Genomic DNA, 23595 nt, shown 5'->3' with positions numbered 1-23595 from the left:
TCTATCAGGGCGCCGAAGTTCCAGATTCCGTCTGCGCTGCCAGCAACAAGGGGGCGGCAGCAGCAATACGGCTGCGGACACGGTCAAGCAGGTTGTTGCGTGCCGCATCATACGCGCGGTTCAAAGCATGCTCGAATGCCATTGCATCGGCCGAGCCATGGCTTTTGAAGACCAGTCCGCGCAGACCCAGCAAGGCAGCACCGTTGTACCGACGGTGATCGACACGCTTCATCAGCGCAGATAGCACCGGATAGGCAATGATGGCGGCAATCTTGGTGAAGATATTGCGTTTGAACTCTTCCTTGAGAATCCCCGAGATCATCGAGGCAACCCCTTCGGTGGTCTTGAGTGCAACGTTACCAACGAAACCATCGCACACCACAATGTCCACCACACCCTTGAAGGTGTCGTTGCCCTCGACATTGCCGTAGAAGTTGAGATTGCCCGCATCGCCAGCAGCGCGCAGCAGCTCGCCGGCGCGCTTGATGACTTCGCTGCCCTTGATCAGCTCTTCGCCGATATTGAGCAGGCCGACGCTGGGCGCCTCGGTGTTCTTGAGCGCCGACACCAGGGCCGAGCCCATGACCGCAAACTGCAGCAGGTGCTCCGCCGTGCAGTCCACATTGGCTCCCAGATCCAGCATGGTGGTGTCGCTGCCCTTGGCATTGGGCAAACCAAAGGCAATGGCAGGACGATCGATGCCATCCAGAGTCTTGAGCAGATAGCGCGAGATCGCCATCAGCGCTCCGGTATTGCCGGCAGACACTGCAGCCTGAGCCGCGCCATTCTTGACCTGCTGCACAGCCACGCGCATGGACGAGTCCTTTTTCTTGCGCAGGGCTATTTCAACGGGGTCATCCATGCTCACCACTTCCGTGGCGGGGACGACGGTCACACGCTCGTGCTTGAAGCCAGCCAATTCATCGGCCTTGCCGACCAGCAACAGATGCGCATCGGGGTGTAAATTCAGAAACTGACGACACGCGGCCAGCGTGACGCGGGGGCCATGATCGCCCCCCATGCAGTCAACAGCCAAAGTAATCATGGGCGACTGACAGGTCCAATCGGGTTTGGGGTAATGAACTGAATGGTCCAGGGACCACCACAGGAGTTATCTGCAAAACCAGCCCTGGAATTGTGCAGCAAGGCCAGCCAAGGCTGATTTTGCAAATATCTCCCATAAAAACAAAAGCCTGTTGCTACAAAAAATGTAGCAACAGGCTTTGCGAATGCAGTCGTCGCTTAGGCTTCGGACTTGTTCTTCAGCACTTGACGGCCACGGTACACGCCGTTGGGGCTGATGTGGTGGCGCAGATGTGTCTCGCCGGTAGTGGCTTCAACAGCAATGCCAGGCACATTCAGTGCATTGTGCGAACGGTGCATGCCGCGCTTGGAGGGAGACTTCTTGTTTTGCTGAACAGCCATGATGGCTCCTGTGTATCTTGAAAGGGTTGGTAACACGACCCACACAGCAAGACCGGGCAAAAAACTCTGCCTTTCGACGCACCTACCGAGAGTAAGTGCGCTCTTGTCTGTGCAAGTCCTAAAAAAACGCGATCAGCCCATTAAAGACACGAGGGGGTTTCGCGCGAAGCTCACGATTATAGCGCAAACGCTTTTCATGGCCTACGCAAAATCAAATCCCCACCGTGCTCCGGGCTGGATCAGTCGGCAGACTTGCCTACATTGAGAGATTGCAGCACGGCAAAAGGGTTCTCCTTTTGCTCGTTGGCCTGCTCGAAGCCGTCATCGCTGACCTCCAGCTTGACGGGCACCGGGCAGACCTCATGGCGAGGCACCACCGGAACTTCCATCAGCAGCTCGTCCTCGATCAGCTCCAGCAGATTGAACTCGCTGCTCAATGCCAGCACATCCTCATCGCTGTCGTCATCTTCCAGCTCTGCCGTCGCTTCGTCAGGAACGAAGCGAAATGACCGATCCACATAAAGGGGAATATCGGCCTCGGTCAGGCAGCGCTGGCAGGTCAGTGGCAAATCCACCTCGGCACTCAGGTGCAGCCACACATGGCCGCTGCCGCCCTTTTGCTCGACCAGCTCGCCTTCGGCTTCCCAGCGCACCAGAGGCTGCTCGCCAGTAATCGCCAGCGCATCGGCCGCCAGACGCTTGAAGTCCGACAATGGTGCCTGACCATGCAGATGACCTGCGGCCTGCGCGAAAGCACGCACGTCCAGCCGGGTCGCAGAAAAATCCTTGCTCATGCAGCCAGTGTAAGAGAATCCCGCAATGCCCGACTTATTGATTGCCGGACGACTTGAGCGTCCATTGATTCTTGGCTCCACCTCGCGCTACCGCCGCGAGCTGCTCAGCCGTCTGCAACTGCCGTTCGAGACGGTGTCTCCCGAAGTGGATGAAACCCCGCTCAGCGGCGAAACACCCTACGAGCTGAGCCTGCGTCTGGCCGTGGCCAAGGCACAAGCCGTGGCCCAGCTGCACCCCGGCGCCATCGTTATCGGCTCCGACCAGGTGCCCGAGCTCGACGGCCAGCCCCTGTCCAAGCCCGGCACCCACGAGCGCGCCACCGAGCAGTTGCGCCAGATGAGCGGCCGCCAGATGAATTTCCACACCGGCGTCTGCGTGAGCTGTGCCGAAACCGGCTTTTTAGAGTCCAGCGTGGTCACGGTGCAAGTGCGCTTTCGCGCGCTGAACGACCTCGAGATCGAGCGCTATCTGCATGCCGAGCAGCCTTATGACTGCGCAGGCTCGGCCAAGAGTGAAGGCCTGGGCATCGCCCTGCTGGAGGCCATCGTCAGCGACGACCCCACGGCACTGATAGGCCTGCCGCTGATCCGCACCTGCCAGTTGCTGCGTGCCGCAGGAGTGGTTCTGCCATGAGCGACACATCTAAGGGCAAGGCCGGCACCCTTTATCTGGTGCCGGCTCCACTCGATTTCGGCTGCGAAAGCCAGACCGCTTTGACCGAGGTGCTGCCCGAGGGCACACTGCGCCGCGCCGCCTCCCTGACTCACTGGGTCAGCGAAAACGCCAAGACGGCACGCGCCTATCTCAAGCGCATCGACGCCTTGTTCCCGCTGGCTGCGCCGCTGCAGGCCCAGAACATTGCCGAGCTGCCACGCGAAGCCCACAAAAAAGGCGACCATGGCAACAAGGGCGGCGCCGTCTTCGACCCCAAGCCCCTGCTGGCACCGGCGTTGGCCGGGCAGGACATGGGCTTGATCAGCGAGGCGGGCATGCCCGCCGTGGCCGACCCGGGCAGCTCCATCGTGCGTGCCGCCCATGATCTGGGCATTCGCGTCGTACCACTGACGGGACCGGTCTCGCTGCTGCTGGGCCTGGCGGCCAGCGGCCTCAATGGCCAGAACTTCGCCTTTGTCGGTTATGTGCCACAGGATGGCGCCGAGCGCACGGCCCGCATCAAGGAGCTGGAGAGCCTGGCCCTGCGACAAGGCCAAACCCAGCAGTTCATCGAGACGCCTTACCGCAATGCTGCCCTCTGGCAGGCGCTGTTGCAAACCTTGCAGCCCAATACCAGACTGGCCCTGGCGAGCGGATTGACGCTGGAGACGGCGCGCATCGAAAGCCATCTGGTGCGCGAATGGCGCCAGCGCAATACACCTCCCGACAACCGCACACCGGTGGTGTTTGCCATAGGCCGCTAAGCGCCTGAAATCAAAAAAGCCTGCGGCCAATACCGCAGGCTTTTTTGATAGCTACCAGCGCTTCTTCCGAAAGTGCTGGCGGCATTCTCAACGCTTGATCAGCGAATACTGGGCATCAGGCCGCGCATGGCTTTGACCGAGCCCTCGCCGATGGCGGCGCCAAAGCGCTTGGCCAGACGCTCGGCCACGTTGTCGCGGCGGGTGTAGTCGATGACTTCCTCGGCCTTGACCACCTCACGCGCAACATAGTCGAGGCTGCCCAGCTTGTCGGCCAGACCCAGCTCCACGGCCTGCTGACCGGTCCAGAACAGTCCGCTGAACATTTCGGGGCTCTCATGCAGGCGGTCACCGCGACCGGCCTTGACCACGCCAATGAACTGCTGGTGAATCTGCTCCAGCATCTGCAGCGCAAATTCCTTTTGCTGCGACGACATGGGGCTGAAGGGGTCGAGAAAGCCCTTGTTCTCGCCGGCCGTCAACAGGCGGCGCTCCACGCCGACCTTGTCCATCACGCCGGTGAAGCCAAAGCCGTCCATGAGCACGCCGATACTGCCCACGATGCTGGCCTTGTCGACGAAGATCTCGTCGGCCGCCGCCGCAATGTAGTAGGCCGCCGAGGCACAAGACTCTTCGACCACCGCATACAGAGGCTTGTTGTACTTGGCCTTGAGACGCGTCATCTCGTCGTTGATGATGCCGGCCTGCACGGGGCTGCCGCCGGGCGAGTTGATCAGCAGCACCACGGCGCGCGAGCCCGAATCCTCAAAGGCGCTGCGCATGGCCGCCACCACGAACTCGGCACTGGCGTCCGCTCCCGAGGCAATCTCGCCCTTGATCTCCACCACCGCAGTATGGGGTGAGGTGCTGGTCTTGGTGGCCGTATCCTTGAAGAACACGGCCCACAGCACCAGGAGCACCACCACAGACCACAGCAGACGGCTGAAAAAGCGCCAGCGCCGGGCCGCCCGCTGCTCCTTGATGGAGGCGAACACCAGCTTTTCCAGCACATCGCGCTCCCAGCCCCCGTTCCCGGAGGCCTTGGCCGCAGCGGCGGACGCCTCAGCGGACGCAGCAGGCGCCTTGGACCAGAGGTCCGCGCCCGGCGTCACATGCGACTGGGAATCATGGTTGTCAGGAGTACTCATCTCAAAACTTCAGAGGTTTCAGTTGTGGCCCAGTATGCCAGTGCACCAAGCCGCCGCTTTCGCTCAAGGCGATTTTTACCAGCCCGCCCCGGCAAGGACCGCCTGCACAGGCACCGCTGTCAGGTTCGTAGGCCGCTGCGTGGGTAGAACACAACAGCCAGCGACCGGACTCGTCAAAAAACTGACCTTCCTGGTAGTCCATTTCCATGGGGATATGGCTGCAGCGATTCAGATAGGCATAAACCTGCCCCTGGTAGCGAATCGCAAAAGCGCGGCTGCTCTGACCGGCATACAGCACATCAAAGCCCACCGCCCGGCCACCGTCGACCAGATCCGCACTGGCGCACAGCTCCACGGTATCTGTCATATCCGGTTTCACGCGTTGGCCAACAGCCAGGCCCGCAGTTGCGCCGCGGAATCGGCCACGAACAGCGGATCGAACTGGGCAAAGCCGTCGGGTGCATGGGCACCATAGGACACCCCTACACAGGCACAGCCGGCATTCTGCGCCATCTGCAAGTCGTGCGTGGTGTCGCCAATCATCAGCGTGCGCTCGGGCTCCACACCGAATTCGGCCATCAGCTCGTGCAACATCAGCGGACTGGGCTTGCCGGCGGTCTCGTCGGCCGTGCGCGAACCGTCGAACAATCCCTTGAGCTGCGGGTCCTGCAACGCATGGTTGAGCCCCATGCGGCTCTTGCCCGTGGCCACGGTCAGCCAGTGGCCGCGCTCGCGCAGTTCGGCAAGCAACGGCAGGATGCCGTCAAACACGCAGATATCGTCCTGATGCTTGAAGAAGTGAAAGCGATAGCGATTGGCCAGCTCAGGATATTTTTCGGGCGGCACATCGGGTGCCGCGCGGGCCAGGGCCGGCATCAGCGCCATGCCGATCACATAGGCTGCCTGCTCGTCGCTGGGTACGGTACCGCCCACATCACGCACCGCCTCCTGGATGCTGCGACTGATGATGGCCGTGGAGTCCGCCACGGTCCCATCCCAGTCGAATGCAATCAGATCGAAGCGGCGTGGTCGCCGGGCGCTATGGTTTTCAGTAGTCATGAAGCCTAGTCAGTTCACAAAATCCGCCAGTTCCGGCGGCAGCTCGGCGCGCAGCTCGACACGCTCGCCGCTGGCGGGATGATTGAACTGTAGCCGCCAGGCGTGCAGAAACATGCGTTTGAGCCCCTGCTTTTGCACACGACGGTTGAGATCAAAATCGCCATATTTATCGTCGCCCACGATGGGATGGCCCTGCGATGACAGATGCACGCGAATCTGGTGGGTACGCCCCGTCTTGATGGTCACCTCCAGCAGGCTCATGGCTGGCAGTCCCTGCAAAGGGCGCGGCTCGATCAGCTTTCTGACCTTGACCAGGGTGATGGAGCGCATTCCATCCGGGTCATCGGCCGTGGTCACGCGCACGCGGCGCTCGCCGTCGGCCTGCAGATACTTGTGCAGCGGCAGGTCGATGACCTTCTTGTTGGCCGGCCATGCCCCCTGCACCAGTGCCAGATAGGTCTTGCCGGTCTCGCGCTCGCGAAACTGGTCCTGCAGATTGATGAGTGCGGAGCGCTTTTTGGCGACCAGCAAAATGCCCGAAGTTTCGCGATCCAGCCGGTGCACCAGCTCGAGAAACTTGGCATCGGGACGTGCCTGGCGCAGTTGCTCGATGACGCCAAAGCTCACGCCCGAACCTCCATGCACGGCCACACCGGCAGGCTTGGACAATGCAAGCATGTGTTCGTCATCCAACAGGGCGGGAAAGTCCTTAGCCGGCGCCGGGCGTTCCGCCTTTTCAGCCACTTTGTCGGAAATCCGGACCGGGGGAAGACGCACCACATCGCCGGGCTGGACCCGGGTCTCGGCACTCACGCGTCCCTTGTTGATACGCACTTCACCGCTGCGGATGATGCGGTAGACATGGGTCTTGGGCACCCCCTTGAGGTGGCGCATGAGAAAGTTGTCAAGTCGCTGTCCGGCGGAGTCTTCATCGACCTCGATCAGCCGTACCGAGGCCGTGGCCGTATTCTGTGACCGGTCCTGCGCCGGTTTGCCCTCTATAATGTGTTTCACCTGTGCCGAGCTTAGTTGTAAGTGATTGATTCGCATGGAGTTTAGTCCAAACAATCATTTCCCACCGCACAGGCAGGTCGATGCCCGCCAGTTTTGCACACGCAAATTGCAGTCAAGAAGAGCTGCAGCAGCCTGTGAAAGCCTGGCAAAGGCTGACGAATTGAAACACTGATACGGAATCTCATACCGCGCAGTTGACCAGGCAAAAGCAGCCTGCAACTGCCGGTTCTCTCAACGAGCATGTGGATCTTTTGGACATTGCTGATCAACCTCTGGGGCAAGGCACGGCCGGCCCCCGGGACGAGTCATGTCTCGAAGAAACCACCCACCTCCCTAGCACGCGCATCGGCTTCTTTTGTACCCTGTCTGCATGCGCGTCCTCTCCCGCTCGTCCCCCGGCCTGTACCTCCGCTACTGACTTGAGATCAGGCCAGTAGCGCCGTCCTGTACCGCCCCAGATTCCTCATCCGTTTCAACGCGTTCGTCTGGCATCACGGCTCCTGTTGAGCCTGTCTTTGATTACCAGTCAAAGGCACGTTGGTCTGTGACCAGCGTGCCCCATAAAACGAATAAAGGAAGCGCATCATGAAACGGATGCTGATTAACGCGACGCAGTCTGAAGAACGCCGCCTGGCCATTGTGGACGGCCAGAAGCTGCTGGACTACGAGATCGAAATCGAAGGTCGCGAACAACGCAAGGGCAATATCTACAAGGCCGTCGTGACCCGCGTCGAACCTTCCCTCGAAGCCTGCTTCGTGGACTATGGTGAAGACCGCCACGGCTTTCTGCCCTTCAAGGAAATCTCCAAGCAATACTTTGCCGAAGGCGTTTCGCCCAGCCAGGCCCGCATCAACGACGTGATCCGCGAGGGTCAGGAGCTGATCGTCCAGGTCGAAAAGGAAGAGCGCGGCAACAAGGGCGCAGCCCTGACCACCTTCATCTCGCTGGCCGGCCGCTATGTGGTGCTGATGCCCAACAACCCCCGTGGCGGTGGCGTTTCGCGCCGCATCGAGGGCGAGGACCGCGCCGAGCTCAAGGAGGCCATGGACCAGCTCGAGTACCCCAAGGGCATGTCCATCATTGCGCGCACCGCCGGCATCGGCCGCTCGGCTCCCGAGCTGCAGTGGGACCTGAACTACCTGCTCAAGCTGTGGAGCGCCATCGACGGTGCCGCCAAGGCCTCCAAGGGCGCCTTCCTGATCTATCAGGAATCCAGCCTGGTGATCCGCGCCATCCGCGACTATTTCAACAATGACATCGGCGACATCCTAATCGACACCGATGACATCTACGAACAGGCCCAGCAGTTCATGGCACATGTGATGCCCGAGCATGCTGCCCGCGTCAAGCGCTACCGCGACGACGCTCCCCTGTTCTCGCGCTTCCAGATCGAGCACCAGATCGAGTCCGCCTATTCGCGCACCGTGACCCTGCCCTCGGGCGGCGCCATCGTGATCGACCACACCGAAGCCCTGGTCTCCGTGGACGTGAACTCGGCCCGCGCCATCAAGGGCGGCGACATCGAGGAAACCGCGACCCGCACCAACCTCGAGGCAGCCGACGAAGTGGCGCGCCAGATGCGCCTGCGCGACCTGGGCGGCCTGATCGTGATCGACTTCATCGACATGGAAGAGGCCAAGAACCGCCGCGAAGTGGAAAACCGCCTGCGCGATGCGCTGCGCCAGGACCGCGCCCGCGTGCAGTTCGGCACCATCAGCAAGTTCGGCCTGATGGAAATGAGCCGCCAGCGCCTCAAGCCCGCCTTGTCCGAGGGCGCCCACATCAACTGCCCGCGCTGCGGCGGCTCCGGCCACATCCGCGACACGGAAAGCTCGGCACTGCAGATTCTGCGCATCATCCAGGAAGAGTCCATGAAGGACAACACGGCCGCCGTGCACTGCCAGGTGCCCGTGGAAGTGGCCTCCTTCCTGCTCAACGAGAAGCGCAGCGAAATCACCAAGATCGAGCTCAAGCAGCGCGTCAACGTGATCATGGTGCCCAACAAGTCCATGGACACGCCGCACTACAAGCTCGAGCGCCTCAAGCACGACGACTCGCGTCTGGAATCCATGGAAGCCAGCTACAAGCTGGCCGACGAGCCCGAAGAGGTGACCACCGTCACCCGCCGCTCGCAGGAGCCCACCAACAAGCAGACTCCCGTCATCAAGGGGGTGCTGCCCGATGCTCCCGCGCCGATTGCCGAGCCTCGCCCACCGCGCCAGCCGCGCACTGCCGCTGCCGCTGCGACGCCCGCTCCCGTAGCGGCCCGCCCCGTGGTGCGCGAGCAAGGCTTCTTTGCCTGGCTCAAGAATCTGTTCGGCTTTGGCGCACCGACTCCCGTGGCGGCACCCGCTCCCGCAGCCGAGGCTGCCGCTCCTGCCGCCCGTGAAGGCAGCCGCGACGCCCGCCGAGGCGAAGGCCGTGGCGGTGACCGCAACCGCCGTGGCGGTGACCGCAACGAGCGCAGCGACCGCAACAGCGCGGAGCGCAATGGCAGCGAACGCACGGACCGCAACAACCGCCGCAATGCCCAGGGCCGTGATGAGCAGCAACGCAACGAGCGTCCCGAGCAGCAACAGCGCCAGGACCGCCCCGAGCGCGGCAACCGCCGCGGTGGCGAACGCAACGAGCGCCGCGACGACCGCCAGCCCCAGGTGGCAGAAGCCGCGCTGAATGGCGAAGAGTTCAATACTCAGGCTGCAGCCCCCAAGCCCGAGCGCAACCGCCAGGAACGCGGGGAACGTTCGGAACGCAATGAGCGCGGCGAACGCGGTGAAGGCCGCCGCGAGCGCCAGAATCGCAACCCCGATGCCCAGCCCGCCATGCAGGCCGTGGCCGACGAAGCGGCACTTAACACCGCCCAGGTCGAAGGTTCTGACGCTCAGGTGCAGGATGGCGCACAAGGCGGCGAGGCTCGCGAGCCCCGTCAGCGCCGTTCGCGCGATCGCTATGGCCGTGACCGCCGCGACCGTGCACCGCGCGACGCCCAGGCAGAAGGCCAGGCTGCCGAGCAGACAGCCGAAGCCCAGGCCCCCGTCGAAGTGCCTGCCGCAGACGCTGGCGAGCAGCCGGCACGCCGCAGCTACTTTGATGCTGTTGCACCTCAGGCTCAGGCAGAACATGCGCCTGTTGCTGCAGAAGTGCCGGCACCCGTGGTTGCAGAAGAAGCCGTGACGGCTGTCGCTCCTGCGGCAGAGCCCGCCCAGCCCGTGCAGGCAGAGCCTGCTGCTGCCGTAGCCGTAGCCGCCGTGGAACCTGTGGCTGAAACCGTGGCTCCTGCTCCCGCAGTCGCAACGCCCAAGGCACAGAGCTATGCGCTGCCGATTGCAGAGCTGCAAGCCCTGGCAGCCGCATCGGGTCTGGAATGGATCAACTCCGATGCCGAAAAGATCGCCGCCGTCCAGGCTGCGATTGCCGCCGAGCCCAAGCCCGTGCGCATTCCGCGCGAGCGCCCGCCCGTGGTGGTGCTCGACGAAGGCCCGCTGATTCTGGTCGAGACCCGCAAGGATCTGAGCCTGATGCAGCTGCCATTCGAGAAGGAAGAACAGGCTGCAGGCGTCAACGCCTAAGCAGACTGCCTTGCGGCATCACAGGGCCAAGGGGACTGTCCACTTCCGTGGATGGGGCCTTGGCCCTTTTTCATGCGCCCTTTCTTTGATTGAGTGAACGTCAAGCCATGTTGTTTCTGATCTCTCCGGCCAAATCGCTGGACTATGAAAGCCCTATTTCCGCCGAGCTGCCACACACGCTGCCTGTATTCAAAAAGCAGCCCCTGGAACTGATTGAAGTTCTGCGCGAGAAGTCGCCCCAGCAGATTTCCGAGCTCATGAGCATCAGCGACAAGCTGGCCGTGCTCAATGTGGGCCGCTACGAAGCGTTCAGTGCCAGATTCACCGCCAAGAACTCGCGCCAGGCCGTGCTGGCCTTCAATGGCGATGTCTACGAAGGTCTGGATGCCGCCAGCCTCAAGCCCGGGGAACTGGACTGGGCCCAGGAGCATGTCGTGATCCTGAGCGGCCTCTATGGCGTGCTGCGCCCGCTGGACCTGCTGCAGCCTTATCGCCTGGAGATGGGTACCCGGCTGGAAAACGCCAAGGGCAGCAACCTCTATCAGTTCTGGGGAACCCAGATTGCCGACTATCTGAACGAGCGCAGTGCCGCCCAGGCCGAGCGCATTGTCGTCAACCTGGCATCGCAGGAATATTTCAAGGCCGTGGATCTCAAGACGCTCAAGGCCCCCGTGGTCGAATGCGTTTTCGAGGACTTCAAGGGCGGCAAGTACAAGATCATCAGCTTCCATGCCAAGCGCGCGCGCGGGCTGATGGTGCGCTGGGCCGTACGGCACAAGGCCAGGAAGGTGGCCGACCTGCGCAAGTTCGATCTGGAAGGCTATGCGCTGGCCGAGCAGGCCAGCACGCCCGGCAAGCTGGTGTTCCGCCGCAAGCTGCAAGACTGACGTCGCGCATTGAAATCGGCATCAGTGCACACTAGCATTGTCGGCATGAGCACCTCCACCCAAGACGAGTTCGTCACACCTCCCGGCCTGACACCCGAGCTGATGCAATGGGTACGCACGCAAAGCGCCTCCGGCGTGCCGCTGCCATCGCTGCTGCAATCCATGCGCAAGGCTGGCTGGGCAGAGCACCTGGCACGCCGGGCACTGGCCCTGCCCGAAGAAGGGGAGCTGCCCCAGGCGTTCGCGGCGGCCAGGCCCGAGGCCGGGGTGAACGTGCAGATTCACGAGTCCGGCGTGCCCGAGCCCGATCTGCAGACCGATCCCTGTTGCATCAACGCCGGCGATCGCGAGGTCCATGTGCTGATGAATATGCGTCACCCCCGGGTCGTGGTGTTCGGCAACCTGCTCTCCGACGAGGAGTGCGATGCCATCATCGCCGCCGCCGGCCCGCGCATGCAGCGCTCGCTGACCGTGGACAACCAGAGCGGTGGCGAGGCCGTCAACGACGACCGCACCAGCAATGGCATGTTCTTCCAGCGTGGAGAAAACGACCTCATCTGCCGTGTGGAACAGCGCATTGCCAGGCTGCTGAACTGGCCGCTGGAAAACGGCGAAGGCATGCAGGTGCTGCACTACCGCCCAGGCGCCGAATACAAGCCGCATTACGATTACTTCGCCCCCAACGAGCCCGGCACGCCGACCATACTCAAGCGTGGCGGCCAGCGCGTGGGAACCCTGGTCATGTATCTCAACGAGCCCGCGCGCGGCGGCGCAACCACCTTTCCCGATGTAGGGCTGCAGGTCGTTCCCCGCCGTGGCAATGCCGTATTCTTCAGCTACAACCGGCCCGACCCGGCGACCAAGACCCTGCACGGCGGCGCTCCCGTGCTGGAGGGCGAAAAATGGATTGCCACCAAGTGGCTACGCGAACGAGAGTTCAAGTAAAACAGGCTCCAGCCCTTACTCACAAAGCGCCAGCAGCTATCTTTTTTACTGCTTGCCATTCTGTTTTTGAATCATGCACACCCCTGAACAATCGCAGCTGGGCAAAAGCTCGGCCTATGTGGACCAGTACGACGCGTCCCTGCTCTTTCCCCTGCCACGCCTGACCAAGCGCGAGGAAATCGGCGCTGCCATCAACCCGCCGTTCTTTGGCGCCGATCTGTGGACCTCATTCGAAGTTTCCTGGCTCAATCTGCGTGGCAAGCCCCAGGTGGCGTTGGCGCATTTCACCATCCCCTGTGAAACGCCCAACTTGATCGAAAGCAAGTCCTTCAAGCTGTATCTGAACAGCTTCAACAACACCCGCTTTGCCGATGCCAGCGAGGTGCTGGCGCGCCTGCGCACCGATCTGTCCGAAGCCACCTGGCGCGGCAGCGAGGTCCAGGGCAGCGTGGGCGTGCGGCTGCTGCAGGCAGAGCAGTTCGATGCCCAGCAAGTGCATGAGCTGGACGGCCTGCTGCTGGACCGCCTCGATGTGGAGTGCACCCGGTACACGCCGGCTCCCGAGCTGCTGCGTGCCAACCACGACGAAGCACCCGTCAGCGAGACCCTGGTCAGCAATCTGCTCAAGAGCAACTGCCTGGTCACCGGCCAGCCCGACTGGGGCAGCGTGCAGATTCAATACAGCGGTGCGCAGATCGAGCAGGAAGGTCTGCTGCAGTACCTGGTGAGCTTTCGCAACCACAACGAATTCCATGAGCAATGCGTGGAGCGCATCTTCATGGACATCTGGACCCGCTGCCAACCCATCAAGCTGGCCGTCTACGCCCGCTACACGCGCCGCGGCGGCCTGGACATCAACCCCTTGCGCACCAGCCACCCGGGCGCCCTGCCCGCCAATGTGCGTACGGCACGCCAGTAGCACCGGCACTGCCCAGTCAAGGGCAGCAAGCAAGGGGCGGCCCACAGCAAGGCTGCCGCCCCCCTCAGGGGGAAGCCGCAAAGCGGCTCAGGGGGATCAATTCTTCCAAGGGCAGTCATCCTGCCCCAGCAAAGCCTCTGCATAGCGCAGATCCTGAATGCGCAGCCACAGCCCGTTGATGCCCTGGCGCAGAGGCTCGACGCCAGCACGCTGCCAGGTCTGCGCCACCACCAGCTGACGCGCCGCTGCGGGCTCCGACTGGGGCTTGTGAACCGCGCTGGCCTCGCCCTGCAGCGCCGCTTCGTCAGGCAAGGGGAGATCCTGCCAATGCAGGCCCTGGGCATCCCAGCCCTGCAGCACCGGCATGCGCGCCTTGAGCGTCAGCGTGCGCACTTCCTTTTCCACAGGGTTGAGCCAGTGCAGCTGCCATTGACCCAGTTCGCCGTAGCGTGTCTCCACCGGCTCCAGCAAGGCCCAGCCTTCGCCTGAAGGATGGGGACAGGCGCAGGGCCCGACACCGCAGAACGCCAGACCGCTTCGCGTCATGATCACGCCGTCCTTGCGAGGTTCATCATGCTGCCAATAGTGGTTGACGCGCTCGTTCACGCCGCCCCACCACCAGACGGTGTCGCCGCGCACATCGTCGCGCCAGACATAGTCACCGTCGGAGCAGGGATGCTGGATCTGTCTCACCTCGCGCCAGCGCGGCAGCAACTGCCAGCGCCCTTGCGCATCGGGCGCCAGTTCACGCTCGGAGTAAAGCGGACGCCAGTCGGGTCTTGCCAGATGGCTGGCCGATACGGACTGCAGAGGCCAGCGCCAGGATGCGGTCGAGGGGTCCCAGTCCTTGTCCGCCAGACTGGCCGTCAGCGCCAACACGCGCAGGCGAGCGGCCATGCCGCCCTTGACCGACGGCACAGCGGCCAGCCGCACCACGGGCCAGGGCAGGTCCACGCTTTGCAGCCGCTCCCCGTCCCAGACCTGCAGGCTGCCGCTGCCACCGCGAATCGGTGCACGGCCATGCGGCATGAGAATCGCCCAGCGCCCCTGCACGATCACATGTTCCAGCGCCCAGGTGCCGGGCAAATGGCGTTCACCCCATTGCAGGTTGTAGGCCGCCGTTTCGCCCAGCTCCTCCCGGGCGGGCTTGGACAGGGTCCAGATCAGGCGCTGCCCCTTGAGTGGCTCGCTCTGCGCGCGCCACAGCGCGGGCTGCGCCGGATCACGCAGCCAGTCTAAGCTCACGGGAAGCGAGGGTTTGAGGATGGGCAGTCCATCGCGCTGATGGGCAGCGCAGACATCCACCTCGCTCATGGCGCAGCTGATGCTGGTGCCATCGTGCAGGCGCTCGGTCTCGGGCCTATCGAGCTGCACTCTCTGCAGCAGCAGTTCATTGAGCCAGCTCAGCGGCAAAACCGCTGGCGCTTGCGGCTCGCTCGGCGGCTCAAGATCCGGCAGGCCCAGAGCCCAGGGCTTGCGATCCTCGGGCATCAGCTGCGGCCATTGCTGCCAGCCTCGCTCCATCATCCAGACGGCCAGCCGCAGGCTGGCCTGGCTGGCATCGCCCTGGGTAGGGTAGGCATAGAGCGCAAAGGCCTGGGCATCGGCACGCCAGACCATGCTGTGGCTCTCATCGAGCACCCAGGGCTGGGCGGTCTCACCCAGCATCAGCTGCCAGTGCGGATTCTGGAGCGGAGCCATGGGGTAGCGCAGCTTGCGCAGCGAAGCCGGCCAGTGGCGCTGCAGCAGCACCGGCGGCACCGGGGTGGGCTGAGCCGGTTGCGGCAGAGTCGGCATGGGCCGGGCAACTTCGGCCGGCAGGCAGTCTGCCGGCACCCAGAGATCCACCACCTGCAGCAGGGGCTGCGGCTGCGCAGACATATGCTCGCCCAGCCAGGCCTCGAAGCTGGCATCGGACATGATCACATGCGCATCGTCGGCAATGCCGCTTTCGTTGATGCTCTCGCCACTCCAGCGCGGCATGCGCCAGTGGATGGCATCCAGCAGCTCGCCTTCAGGCTTGCTGATCACCCAGCTGCGACGCGATTTGCGGTCGACCAGATGGGCGGTCTCGCTGTCATAAAAGCCCGTGCGCAGCCAGCGCCCGTCATAGGAGGTGTGCATGTCCATCTCCCAGACATGGGGCAGGTAGACGCCGTCCGCACACAGCACATCGCCATAGATGGGGCCGCCCATGCCGCGCTCGCCCTGGGGACGAAAATTCACATCCCTGCTGGCCTCTGACGCCATATCCGCCTGCGCCGCAAGCTCTTGATCGGAGAGCGTCTGCGCCGCAACCTCCGACGCCGTTCTGGCCTGGGCCACGGACGGCTCGGCCTCCTGGCCGGCAGTTGCAGACGACGCGGGTCTGGCGTCAGCGCGCAAACGCGATATCAGCCAGATCAGCAAACACAGGGCCAGCGCCGCAATGGCGATCAGGGTCAGCACAACACTCATGCCGCAATCCTACCGAAAGCCGATGCGAAAAAGGCAGCTCCACGGCTGCCTTTTCAGAGCAAGACCACAAAAGCCTATAGATGGAACACGTCCACCGAACGCTCCAGTGTCTTGGCACTCTGGCGCAGCGATTGCGCTGCGCTGGTCGACTGCTCCACCAGCGCCGCATTCTGCTGGGTCACGGAGTCGAGCTGGGCCACGGCCTCGTTGACCTGGGAGATGCCTATCGACTGCTCACGCGTGGCAATGCTGATCTGGTGCACCAGGGAGCCGACCTTGTCCACTGCCTGCACCATGCCGTCTATGGTCTGGCCTGCAGCACGCATGCGCGCATTGCCATCGTTGATGCCATCGACCGTGCGGTTGATGAGCACGCTGATCTCCTTGGCCGCCTCGGCACTGCGCTGGGCCAGTGCCCGCACCTCGCCCGCCACCACGGCAAAGCCGCGCCCCTGCTCGCCGGCCCGCGCCGCTTCCACGGCCGCGTTCAGCGCCAGCAGATTGGTCTGGAAGGCAATGCTCTCGATCACGCCAATGATTTCGCTCATGCGGGTGGAGGAGCCGCGGATATGCTCCATGGCCTGGCCCACCTCGCTGATGGCCACGCCGCTGCGGCTGGCCACCTTGCTGCTCTCGTCGCTGGCACCGGCCATGAACTGGGCCGTATCGGCCGTCTGGGACACGGTGCCCGAAATTTCCTCCATCGAGGCCGCCGTCTGCTGCAAGCTGGTGGCCTGGGATTCGGTACGCCCTGCCAGGTCAAAGCTGCTCTGGGCGATTTCATGGGCGGTCCGGGCAAAGCCTTGCACCTCGGTGCGCACATCGCCCACCACGGCGCGCAGATTGATCTGTATCTGCTGCAGCCTCAGCATCAGCGCCCCCATGGCGCCGCTGTAGCTCTGGCTGCATTCGGTGCTCAGATTGCAGGCCGCCACATCGGCCGCAAAGCGGCTGGCTTCCTCCAATCCCGCCACGCAGCGCTGCTGAAAGCGCCACAGCACGAATGCGCCGCCGGCCACCAGGCTGGCAGCACGCCAGCCCCAGGCCGCCGCGCCCTGCCAGCCCAGCAAATCGGGCAGCATGGCGATCAAGGCCACGATGGCCAGCAGCCAGGCCATGCGCGCCACCAGACCCACATCCTTGCGGCCGTCCCACCAGCCCATCAGCCCCAGACGGCGCACCGCGCCGGCACGCAGCCGGAAGCTGGCCCGGGCCTGCTTTTCCTCGTTGCGCATGCGCGCATACAGCGCTTCGGCTGCGGCCACTTCGGCGGCCGAAGGCTTGGTGCGCACCGACAGATAGCCGCTTGGCTTGCCACCTTCCATGATGGGCGTGACATTGGCGCGCACCCAATAGTGATCGCCGTTCTTGCGGCGGTTCTTGACCAGTGCCGTCCAGGGATAGCCATGGGCGATGGTGCGCCACATGTCCTTGAAGGCGGCAGCCGGCATGTCGGGATGGCGAATCAGATTGTGCGGCTGGCCGATCAGCTCTTCGTAGCCAAAGCCGCTGACGCGCACGAAGGCGGGATTGCAATGCGTGATCTCGCCCTTGGTGTTGGTGCTGGAGACCAGCAGCTCGTCACCCGGAAAGTCGTAGTTTTGTTGAGATACCGGCAGGTTCAGGCGCATGCTTTGCACTCCTCCAATAGGCCTATGTAGTTTTTGTTCGAGAGTGAGCGATCAGGCATCCCGCAGGCAGCTGGTTAACCAGATACACAAATTCACACTTGGATCATCGCACAGTGAGGATTCCCGAGCCCCCAGGCTCAGAACAGAGATGCGGTATAGGGATCCGCATGCTTGATGGAGATCAAACCAGGAGGCCTGAGCAGCAACTCTCGCGCCACCGGATCGTGGGCACTGGCCTGCCAGAGCTGCTCGGCGATCAGGCCCGAGACCTTGACCCCCAGCAGCCTGATGCGCTTGCCCAGCGGCACGCGCTTGAGGCATTGGCCTGCGGCCAGACGGATGGCGGCCGCATCCTGTATCGGCAGGTTCAGGGTCTGATCCCGCGTGGCGATCCTGAAATCGTCATAGCGCAGCTTGATGCCCACGGTGCGCCCCACATAGCCCTTGCGCCGCAGATCCTCGGCCAGCCGCTCGCACAGGTCCGTGAAGATGGCACCCAGCTCGGCCTTGTCGCGCACGGCATGCAGATCGCGCTCGAAGGTGGTCTCGCGGCTCATGGACACCGGTTCGCTCTCGGTCACCACGGCACGCTCGTCCCTCCCCCAGGCCGACTCGTGCAGCCAGTGGCCATAGCTTCTGCCAAACCAGTGCAGCAGCTGCGGCAGGCTTTGCGCGGCCAGGTCGCCAATGGTTTCTATGCCCAGGCTCTTGAGCTTGGCATCGGCCTTGGGCCCTATGCCGTTGACCTTGCGGCAGGCCAGCGGCCAGATCCGGCTTTGCAGGTCTTCGGGCTGGACGACGGAGATGCCGTTGGGCTTGTTGAACTCGCTGGCCATCTTGGCCAGCAGCTTGTTGGGCGCCACACCGACCGAGCAGGTCAGGCCCGTGGCGTCGAAGATGGATTTCTGGATCAGCCGGGCGAGCACGCGTCCGCCTTCGCGCTGGCCGCCAGGCACGTCGGTGAAATCGATGTAGACCTCGTCCACGCCACGGTTTTCCATGAGCGGCGCAATCGACACGATGATCTCTTTGAAGGCCCGCGAAAAGCGCCGGTACTCGGCAAAGTCCACGGGCAGAAGAATCGCCTGCGGGCACAGCCTGGCGGCCTTCATCATGCCCATGGCCGAGCCCACGCCGAACTGCCGGGCCGCATAGGTGGCCGTGGTGATCACGCCGCGCCCCGTGTAATCGCGCAGCAGCGGAAAATCCGCCACCGGAATCTCGGACAGCGGCCGCCCCGCATGCCGCGCCAGCAGCTCCTCGTCAAAGCTGCGCCGCCCGCCGCCGATCACCACCGGCAGCCCCTTGAGCTGCGGGTAGCGCAGCAGCTCCACGGAGGCGTAGAACGCATCCATGTCCAGATGCGCTATGCGCCTGGGCCTGGACTCGGGGCTGGTGGGTAGATCGCTCACAGTGCCGATTTTGCCTGCGCTGGCAAGAGACAGCAGCCATGCGTCAAACAAGCACACGGGCACCGGGAAACAGCAAGCAGCGCCGGCCCCTGCCGCTACCCCTACCCGCCTGGAGAAGGGGAAGGCTCAAACCGCCTCAGGACGACACCTTGCCCTGCTTGATGTCTTCGAGCTCGTCAAAGCGCATATCCGCATAGCTGATCCAGGTCTTGCGCTTGACCAGCCAGTAACCCAGCCAGAACAGCAGGAACAGCGGAATGCCCAGATAGGTCGAGACCACGCCGCCCCAATCGATGCGATCTTCCAGGAAGGCCTGGTAGTTCTGGCCCAGCGTCACCACCAGACACAGCACAAAGGCAAAGATGGGTCCGAAGGGGAAGGCGCCGGCCTTGTAGGGCAGCAGGCCCACATCATGGCCGTGCATGACATAGCCGCGACGGAAGCGGTAGTGGCTGACGGCAATGCCCAGCCAGACGATGAACTCCGTCATGCCGGCCAGGTTCAGCAGCCAGATATAGACGGCCTGCGGGCTGTAGAGCGAGGAAAACAGGCACAGGCTGGCGACCAGCGTGCTGCCGATCAAGGCCACCAGCGGCACGCCGTTCTGGGTCAGCCGGGAGAAGATGCGCGGTGCATTGCCCTCGGTTGCCATGTTGTAGAGCATGCGCGTGGCCGCATACATGCCCGAGTTGCCGGCCGACAGCACCGAGGTCAGGATCACCGCATTCATCACCGTGGCCGCCGACAGCAGACCCGCATGCTGGAACACCAGCGTGAACGGACTCACGGCGATATCGGCCACATCGGTGCGCAGCAGCTGCGGATCGGTATAGGGAATCAGAAAGCCGATGACGACAATCGCCAGCACATAGAACAGCAGGATGCGCCAGAAGACCTGGCGAATCGCACGCGGCACGTTCTCGCGCGGATTCTCGGATTCGCCCGCCGCCACGCCCACCAGCTCCGTTCCCTGGAAGGAATAAGCCACGATCATGGCCACGCCCACAAAGGTCGCGAAATTGCCGACGAATGGCGCATCGCCCGTGGTCCAGTTCTCGAAACCGGGCACATGGCCGTTGCTGATGATGCCGAACAGAATCAGCACGCCGGTGATCAGAAAGGCCACCACGGCCAGCACCTTGATCAGCGCGAACCAGTATTCGGCCTCGGCAAAACCGCGCGCGGAAAACGCGTTCAGCCCCACCATCAGCAGCAGGAACAGGCCGCTCCAGAGGATGCCCGGCACATTGGGAAACCAGTAGGCCATGACCAGCTGCGAGGCCACCAGATCCACCGCCACCACCACGGCCCAGCTGAACCAGAAGTTCCAGCCCAGCGCAAAGCCGAAGCCGCGATCCACATAGCGCGAGGCATAGGTCGAGAAGGAACCGGCCACCGGCATGAAGGCGGCCAGCTCGCCCAGGCTGGTCATGATGTAGTAGACCATGATGCCGATGAGCAGATAGGTGAGCACGGCACCGCCCGGGCCGATCTGGGCGATGGCCGAGCCGGAGGCCACAAACAGGCCCGTGCCGATGGCGCCGCCAATGGCGATCATGCTCAGGTGGCGCTGCTTGAGCACCCGGTGCAAGCGGGGCTGGTTATCGTCACCATCGCCAGTCGGCGCGAGCTGCTGGCTTGAGTTGGGTTGGGACATAAATGTCTTGTTGTAATGGTTTGCGCCCGTCCGGACAAAACACCCAACCATCCCGCAGGCGCTGCGACAGGCAACGCAAAAAGGCGACCATGACGGTCGCGGGCAACAAGGACAAAGGAACGAAGCCATGACAGCAGAACGCCATGGCGGATAGGCCAGTTGCATCCTGAATCGGCAGCCACCCCGGTCGGGCGCTTCAATGGCAAAGCGGTGATATCGCCGGGCCCATTGACAGGCAAAGACGATATTTTGCCCAAATCCACCGCCGACCATGGCCCGTCATGTCAATGCAGGGGTTGACTCTGGGGCTGCTCAGCGGCACTTGACAGCGCTTGACGCTATGAATTCGGAAGCTGCTTGCGCTTGAATAAATTTACTTTCCTTATGAAAACATAAGGAAGTCTTTCAAAAACAGGCGTGAGCCGCTATCAAATAAAAGAAACGAAGCACGGCCTGCCCCGGTGCAGAAGTCTAGAAAACCCGTATATCCAGGCGCCGCCATTCTTCCTACATTCGTCCACAGGCTCTCAGCCCGGTGATGCCGAGAGAGACTGCAGCGCAAACTTGGCGCATGCAGCGCCGAAGGAGCAACCGCCCCGGAAACTCTCAGGCCAAAGGATCGGCATCGCTTTCACACACTCTGAAGAATGTCCGGACGCCATCGTCCGCCGGACATACCGAAGGAGCAAGCGAGCAGCGCCCCAGGGTGCTGCCTCGTGAATCTCTCAGGTCCAGAACAGAGGGGGCGTCCGTTGCGCATGTTGCGCACGGGCTCCACCCTTGACGTGTCTGGAATCTGAATCATGAAGACAATCGCCGTCATCGGCGGTGGCATCACGGGCGTGACCACCGCCTACGCCCTCGCACGCCGCGGATTTTCCGTCACCCTGTTCGAGAAACAGCGCTATGCCGCCATGGAGACCTCGTTCGCCAATGGCGGCCAGCTCTCGGCCTCGAATGCCGAGGTCTGGACCCACTGGTCCACCATCGTCAAAGGCCTCAAGTGGATGCTCAAGAGCGATGCTCCGCTGCTGCTCAACCCCAAGCCCGGCTGGCACAAGATTTCCTGGTTCTGCCAGTTTCTCGCCGCCATCCCCCATTACCAGAAGAACACCGTGGAGACCGCCAGGCTGGCGATTGCGGCACGCGAGCACCTGTTCGAATGGGCAGCCGCCGAAGGCATTGACTTCGATCTGAAGCAAAAGGGCATCCTGCATATCTACCGCGACCGCGACGGCTTCGAACATGCGGGCAAGGTCTCGCAGCTGCTCGCCCTGGGCGGGCTGGAGCGCCGCGCCGTCACGCCCGATGAAATGAAGGCCATCGAGCCGACCCTGTCCGGAACCTTCTATGGCGGCTACTTCACCGAGAGCGACTCCACCGGCGACATCCACAAGTTCACCAGCGGCCTTGCCGCCGCCTGCGAGCGACTGGGCGTGCAATGCCGCTACGGCCAGGAAATCGTGTCGGTGGACAGCAACGGCAAACAGGCCAGCGTGACCGTACGCCAGGGTCTGGAGGCCGAGACCTCGACCTTCGACGCCATGGTGGTCTGCGCGGGCACGGCCAGCCGCGCCATGGCCGCCCAGCTGGGCGACAGCGTCAACATCTATCCGGTCAAGGGCTATTCCATCACGGTCAATCTGCAGGACGAAGCCAGCCGCGCCGCAGCTCCCGTCGTGAGCCTGCTGGACGACGAGACCAAGCTGGTCACCAGCCGCCTCGGCGAGGACCGCTTTCGCGTGGCCGGCACGGCGGAGTTCAACGGCTACAACAAGGACATCCGCGCCGACCGCATCCGACCGCTCATCGAATGGGTGCAGCAGTGCTTCCCGGGCGTCAGCACGCGCAGCGTCGTGCCCTGGGCGGGCCTGCGCCCCATGATGCCGGACATGCTCCCGCGCGTGGGCCCTGGCATCAAGCCCTGCGTGTTCTACAACACCGGCCACGGCCATCTGGGCTGGACCTTGTCTGCCGTCACCGCCGACATGGTCGGCGACCTCGTGCTGCAGTCCATGGGCAGCGCCAGCAGACAGTCCCGGCCGGCCACGCTGACCACCGCCAGCGCCTGACAGCGGTTCAAGGCACTGCACCAACAAGCCAGGCGCGGCATCGCGCACCGTCGCTACAAGAAGCTATTTTTTCAGGAGCTTATTGCGCCTTTCCATGCTTAATTTCAATGACTTTTTACCTTGAAAATGAACATTGGAAAGCGCAAGCAGCTCTTGAAATCAGAGCTGCAGACAGATCAGCACCAGTCCCAGCATCATCAGCGCCATGCCCAGCTTTTCCGTCAGCGACAGCTTCTCGCTGAACACCTTGCGCGAGACGATATAGCTGAACACCACTTCCACCATGCCCAGGGTGCGCACGGCAGCGGCCCCCTGCATGGCATAGGCGGTGAACCAGGCCAGCGAGGCCGCAGCGCCCATGCTGCCGGCCAGCAGCGAGATGCGCCAGGCCTTGAAGATGGGGCGCAGGCCCTGCTCATGGGTTCTGGCAATCCAGGCGCTCATGACGACGGACTGCATGGTCTGCGCGATCAGCACGCCCCAGGCCCCGGACAGCCAGGGCGAGCTCACGCCCAGTGTTGCGATCTCGACCGCGCCGCCGCGAAAGCCCACCGTGGCCAGCGCAAAGCAGGCGCCGCAGATCAGACCGTATACCGAGGACTTGCTGGTCCAGGCCGAGAGCGTGAAGAGCTGCCCGCGCGGCGGCAGCGACAGCATCAGCACGCCCACCGTGGCCAGCACCATGGCCAGCAGTGCCAGGCGGGTCGGCAGCTCGTGCAGGAACATGGCGGCAAACAAGGCCACCTGCAGCACCTCGGTCTTGGACAGCGTGACCGCCACGGCAAAGTTGCGCTCCTTCATGGCCATCAGCAAGGCCGCCGTGGCCGTGACCTGAAAGAAGGCTCCGAGCGCAATCCAGCCCAGATAGGCGGCACTGAACTTCGGCAGCACCAGGGACGGATCGCCCAGCACATACAGCGCCAGCAGATAGACGGCGGCGAACGGAAGGCCGTAGAGAAAGCGCACCAGCGTGGCCGGCAGCGTGCCGACCTGCGCCGTCAGCGAGCGCTGGGCCGTGTTGCGTACCGTCTGCGCCGCCGCAGCAAACAGCACCACGCCCACCCACAGATATTCCATTCCTATGCCCGACATGACACGCCTTCTCTTTCGTTAGCGCGCCAGCATAGCGCCGGCTGCCAGACGGCGCTGACGTGATTCGTGCAGTCCACCCGCTTGAGCCAAGGCGACG

At 63.2% G+C, this 23595-nt stretch carries 19 protein-coding genes and 1 riboswitch; of the genes, 7 read left to right on the top strand and 12 right to left on the bottom strand.

The genetic code is table 11. The annotated features are described in order from the left end of the window. Nucleotides 1–4 precede the first annotated feature (4 nt). From plsX to FSY59_RS07315, 3 genes are all read right to left on the bottom strand, one after another. Complete coding sequence (gene plsX, locus FSY59_RS07325; protein ID WP_050872210.1) at nt 5–1045, bottom strand: phosphate acyltransferase PlsX; 1041 nt, start codon at nt 1043–1045, stop codon at nt 5–7. Nucleotides 1046–1242: 197 nt separating this feature from the next. Further along, a complete protein-coding gene (gene rpmF / locus FSY59_RS07320) occupies nt 1243–1425 on the bottom strand; it encodes a 50S ribosomal protein L32 (RefSeq protein ID WP_003058062.1) in 183 nt (60 codons plus the stop codon). A gap of 239 nt (nt 1426–1664) precedes the next feature. Then, on the bottom strand, nt 1665–2219 hold the full coding sequence (locus FSY59_RS07315; protein WP_043371056.1) for a DUF177 domain-containing protein: 555 nt from the start codon (nt 2217–2219) through the stop codon (nt 1665–1667). Between the two features lie 25 nt (nt 2220–2244). Here FSY59_RS07315 and FSY59_RS07310 point away from each other — a divergent pair, with 25 nt between their 5' ends. Beyond that, entirely contained in the window at nt 2245–2853 is a 609-nt protein-coding gene (locus FSY59_RS07310; RefSeq protein WP_148728723.1) for a Maf family nucleotide pyrophosphatase, read from the top strand. Further along, entirely contained in the window at nt 2850–3638 is a 789-nt protein-coding gene (locus tag FSY59_RS07305) for an SAM-dependent methyltransferase (protein ID WP_003058070.1), read from the top strand. The genes FSY59_RS07310 and FSY59_RS07305 overlap by 4 nt, the downstream gene beginning before the upstream one ends. A 98-nt stretch (nt 3639–3736) precedes the next feature. Here FSY59_RS07305 and FSY59_RS07300 read toward each other — a convergent pair whose 3' ends face one another. Genes FSY59_RS07300 through FSY59_RS07285 form a run of 4 tightly spaced genes read right to left on the bottom strand, consistent with a single transcriptional unit; the run spans nt 3737 to nt 6856 of the window. Then, entirely contained in the window at nt 3737–4783 is a 1047-nt protein-coding gene (locus tag FSY59_RS07300) for a S49 family peptidase (RefSeq protein WP_003058072.1), read from the bottom strand. Between the two features lies 1 nt (nt 4784). Next, nucleotides 4785–5150, bottom strand: coding sequence for a Rieske 2Fe-2S domain-containing protein (locus FSY59_RS07295; protein ID WP_003058074.1), 366 nt, complete (start codon nt 5148–5150; stop codon nt 4785–4787). 8 nt (nt 5151–5158) lie between these two features. After that, nucleotides 5159–5842, bottom strand: coding sequence for an HAD family hydrolase (locus FSY59_RS07290; protein ID WP_003058077.1), 684 nt, complete (start codon nt 5840–5842; stop codon nt 5159–5161). 9 nt (nt 5843–5851) lie between these two features. Continuing rightward, nucleotides 5852–6856: an RluA family pseudouridine synthase gene (locus tag FSY59_RS07285; RefSeq protein ID WP_034400767.1), complete on the bottom strand. Its 1005-nt coding sequence runs from the start codon at nt 6854–6856 to the stop codon at nt 5852–5854. Between the two features lie 585 nt (nt 6857–7441). On the opposite strand from FSY59_RS07285, the gene FSY59_RS07280 reads away from it, so the two are divergent. From FSY59_RS07280 to queF, 4 genes are all read left to right on the top strand, one after another. After that, the gene (locus FSY59_RS07280) at nt 7442–10426 is read left to right on the top strand and encodes an Rne/Rng family ribonuclease (protein ID WP_148728722.1); all 2985 of its coding nucleotides are present in this window, start codon (nt 7442–7444) and stop codon (nt 10424–10426) included. A gap of 107 nt (nt 10427–10533) precedes the next feature. Then, nucleotides 10534–11313, top strand: coding sequence for a peroxide stress protein YaaA (yaaA, locus tag FSY59_RS07275; protein WP_003058087.1), 780 nt, complete (start codon nt 10534–10536; stop codon nt 11311–11313). 45 nt (nt 11314–11358) lie between these two features. Next, nucleotides 11359–12258: a 2OG-Fe(II) oxygenase gene (locus FSY59_RS07270; RefSeq protein ID WP_003058091.1), complete on the top strand. Its 900-nt coding sequence runs from the start codon at nt 11359–11361 to the stop codon at nt 12256–12258. A 73-nt stretch (nt 12259–12331) separates the two neighbouring features. Continuing rightward, nucleotides 12332–13177: an NADPH-dependent 7-cyano-7-deazaguanine reductase QueF gene (gene queF, locus FSY59_RS07265; protein ID WP_148728721.1), complete on the top strand. Its 846-nt coding sequence runs from the start codon at nt 12332–12334 to the stop codon at nt 13175–13177. Nucleotides 13178–13273: 96 nt separating this feature from the next. On the opposite strand, the gene FSY59_RS07260 is transcribed toward queF, so the two are convergent. From FSY59_RS07260 to FSY59_RS07245, 4 genes are all read right to left on the bottom strand, one after another. Continuing rightward, the gene (locus FSY59_RS07260; protein WP_043371048.1) at nt 13274–15634 is read right to left on the bottom strand and encodes a hypothetical protein; all 2361 of its coding nucleotides are present in this window, start codon (nt 15632–15634) and stop codon (nt 13274–13276) included. Nucleotides 15635–15708: 74 nt separating this feature from the next. After that, the gene (locus tag FSY59_RS07255; RefSeq protein WP_148728720.1) at nt 15709–17265 is read right to left on the bottom strand and encodes a PAS domain-containing methyl-accepting chemotaxis protein; all 1557 of its coding nucleotides are present in this window, start codon (nt 17263–17265) and stop codon (nt 15709–15711) included. Nucleotides 17266–17402: 137 nt separating this feature from the next. Next, the gene (dinB, locus tag FSY59_RS07250; protein ID WP_003058103.1) at nt 17403–18620 is read right to left on the bottom strand and encodes a DNA polymerase IV; all 1218 of its coding nucleotides are present in this window, start codon (nt 18618–18620) and stop codon (nt 17403–17405) included. Between the two features lie 193 nt (nt 18621–18813). Beyond that, nucleotides 18814–20334: an amino acid permease gene (locus FSY59_RS07245; RefSeq protein WP_019043807.1), complete on the bottom strand. Its 1521-nt coding sequence runs from the start codon at nt 20332–20334 to the stop codon at nt 18814–18816. Nucleotides 20335–20866: 532 nt separating this feature from the next. Beyond that, a riboswitch (glycine riboswitch) is annotated at nt 20867–20966 on the top strand. A gap of 171 nt (nt 20967–21137) precedes the next feature. Between FSY59_RS07245 and FSY59_RS07240 the strand changes: the two genes are divergently transcribed. After that, entirely contained in the window at nt 21138–22406 is a 1269-nt protein-coding gene (locus FSY59_RS07240) for a D-amino acid dehydrogenase (protein WP_003058106.1), read from the top strand. A 159-nt stretch (nt 22407–22565) separates the two neighbouring features. Here FSY59_RS07240 and FSY59_RS07235 read toward each other — a convergent pair whose 3' ends face one another. Further along, complete coding sequence (locus FSY59_RS07235; RefSeq protein WP_043371045.1) at nt 22566–23498, bottom strand: DMT family transporter; 933 nt, start codon at nt 23496–23498, stop codon at nt 22566–22568. Between the last annotated feature and the right edge of the window lie 97 nt (nt 23499–23595).

It is taken from the genome of Comamonas sp. Z3 (assembly GCF_008121565.1).
GTDB lineage: Bacteria > Pseudomonadota > Gammaproteobacteria > Burkholderiales > Burkholderiaceae_C > Comamonas > Comamonas brasiliensis.
The sequence above is the reverse complement of the archived record's forward strand: the minus strand, read 5'-3'. Positions and strand labels throughout refer to the sequence as shown.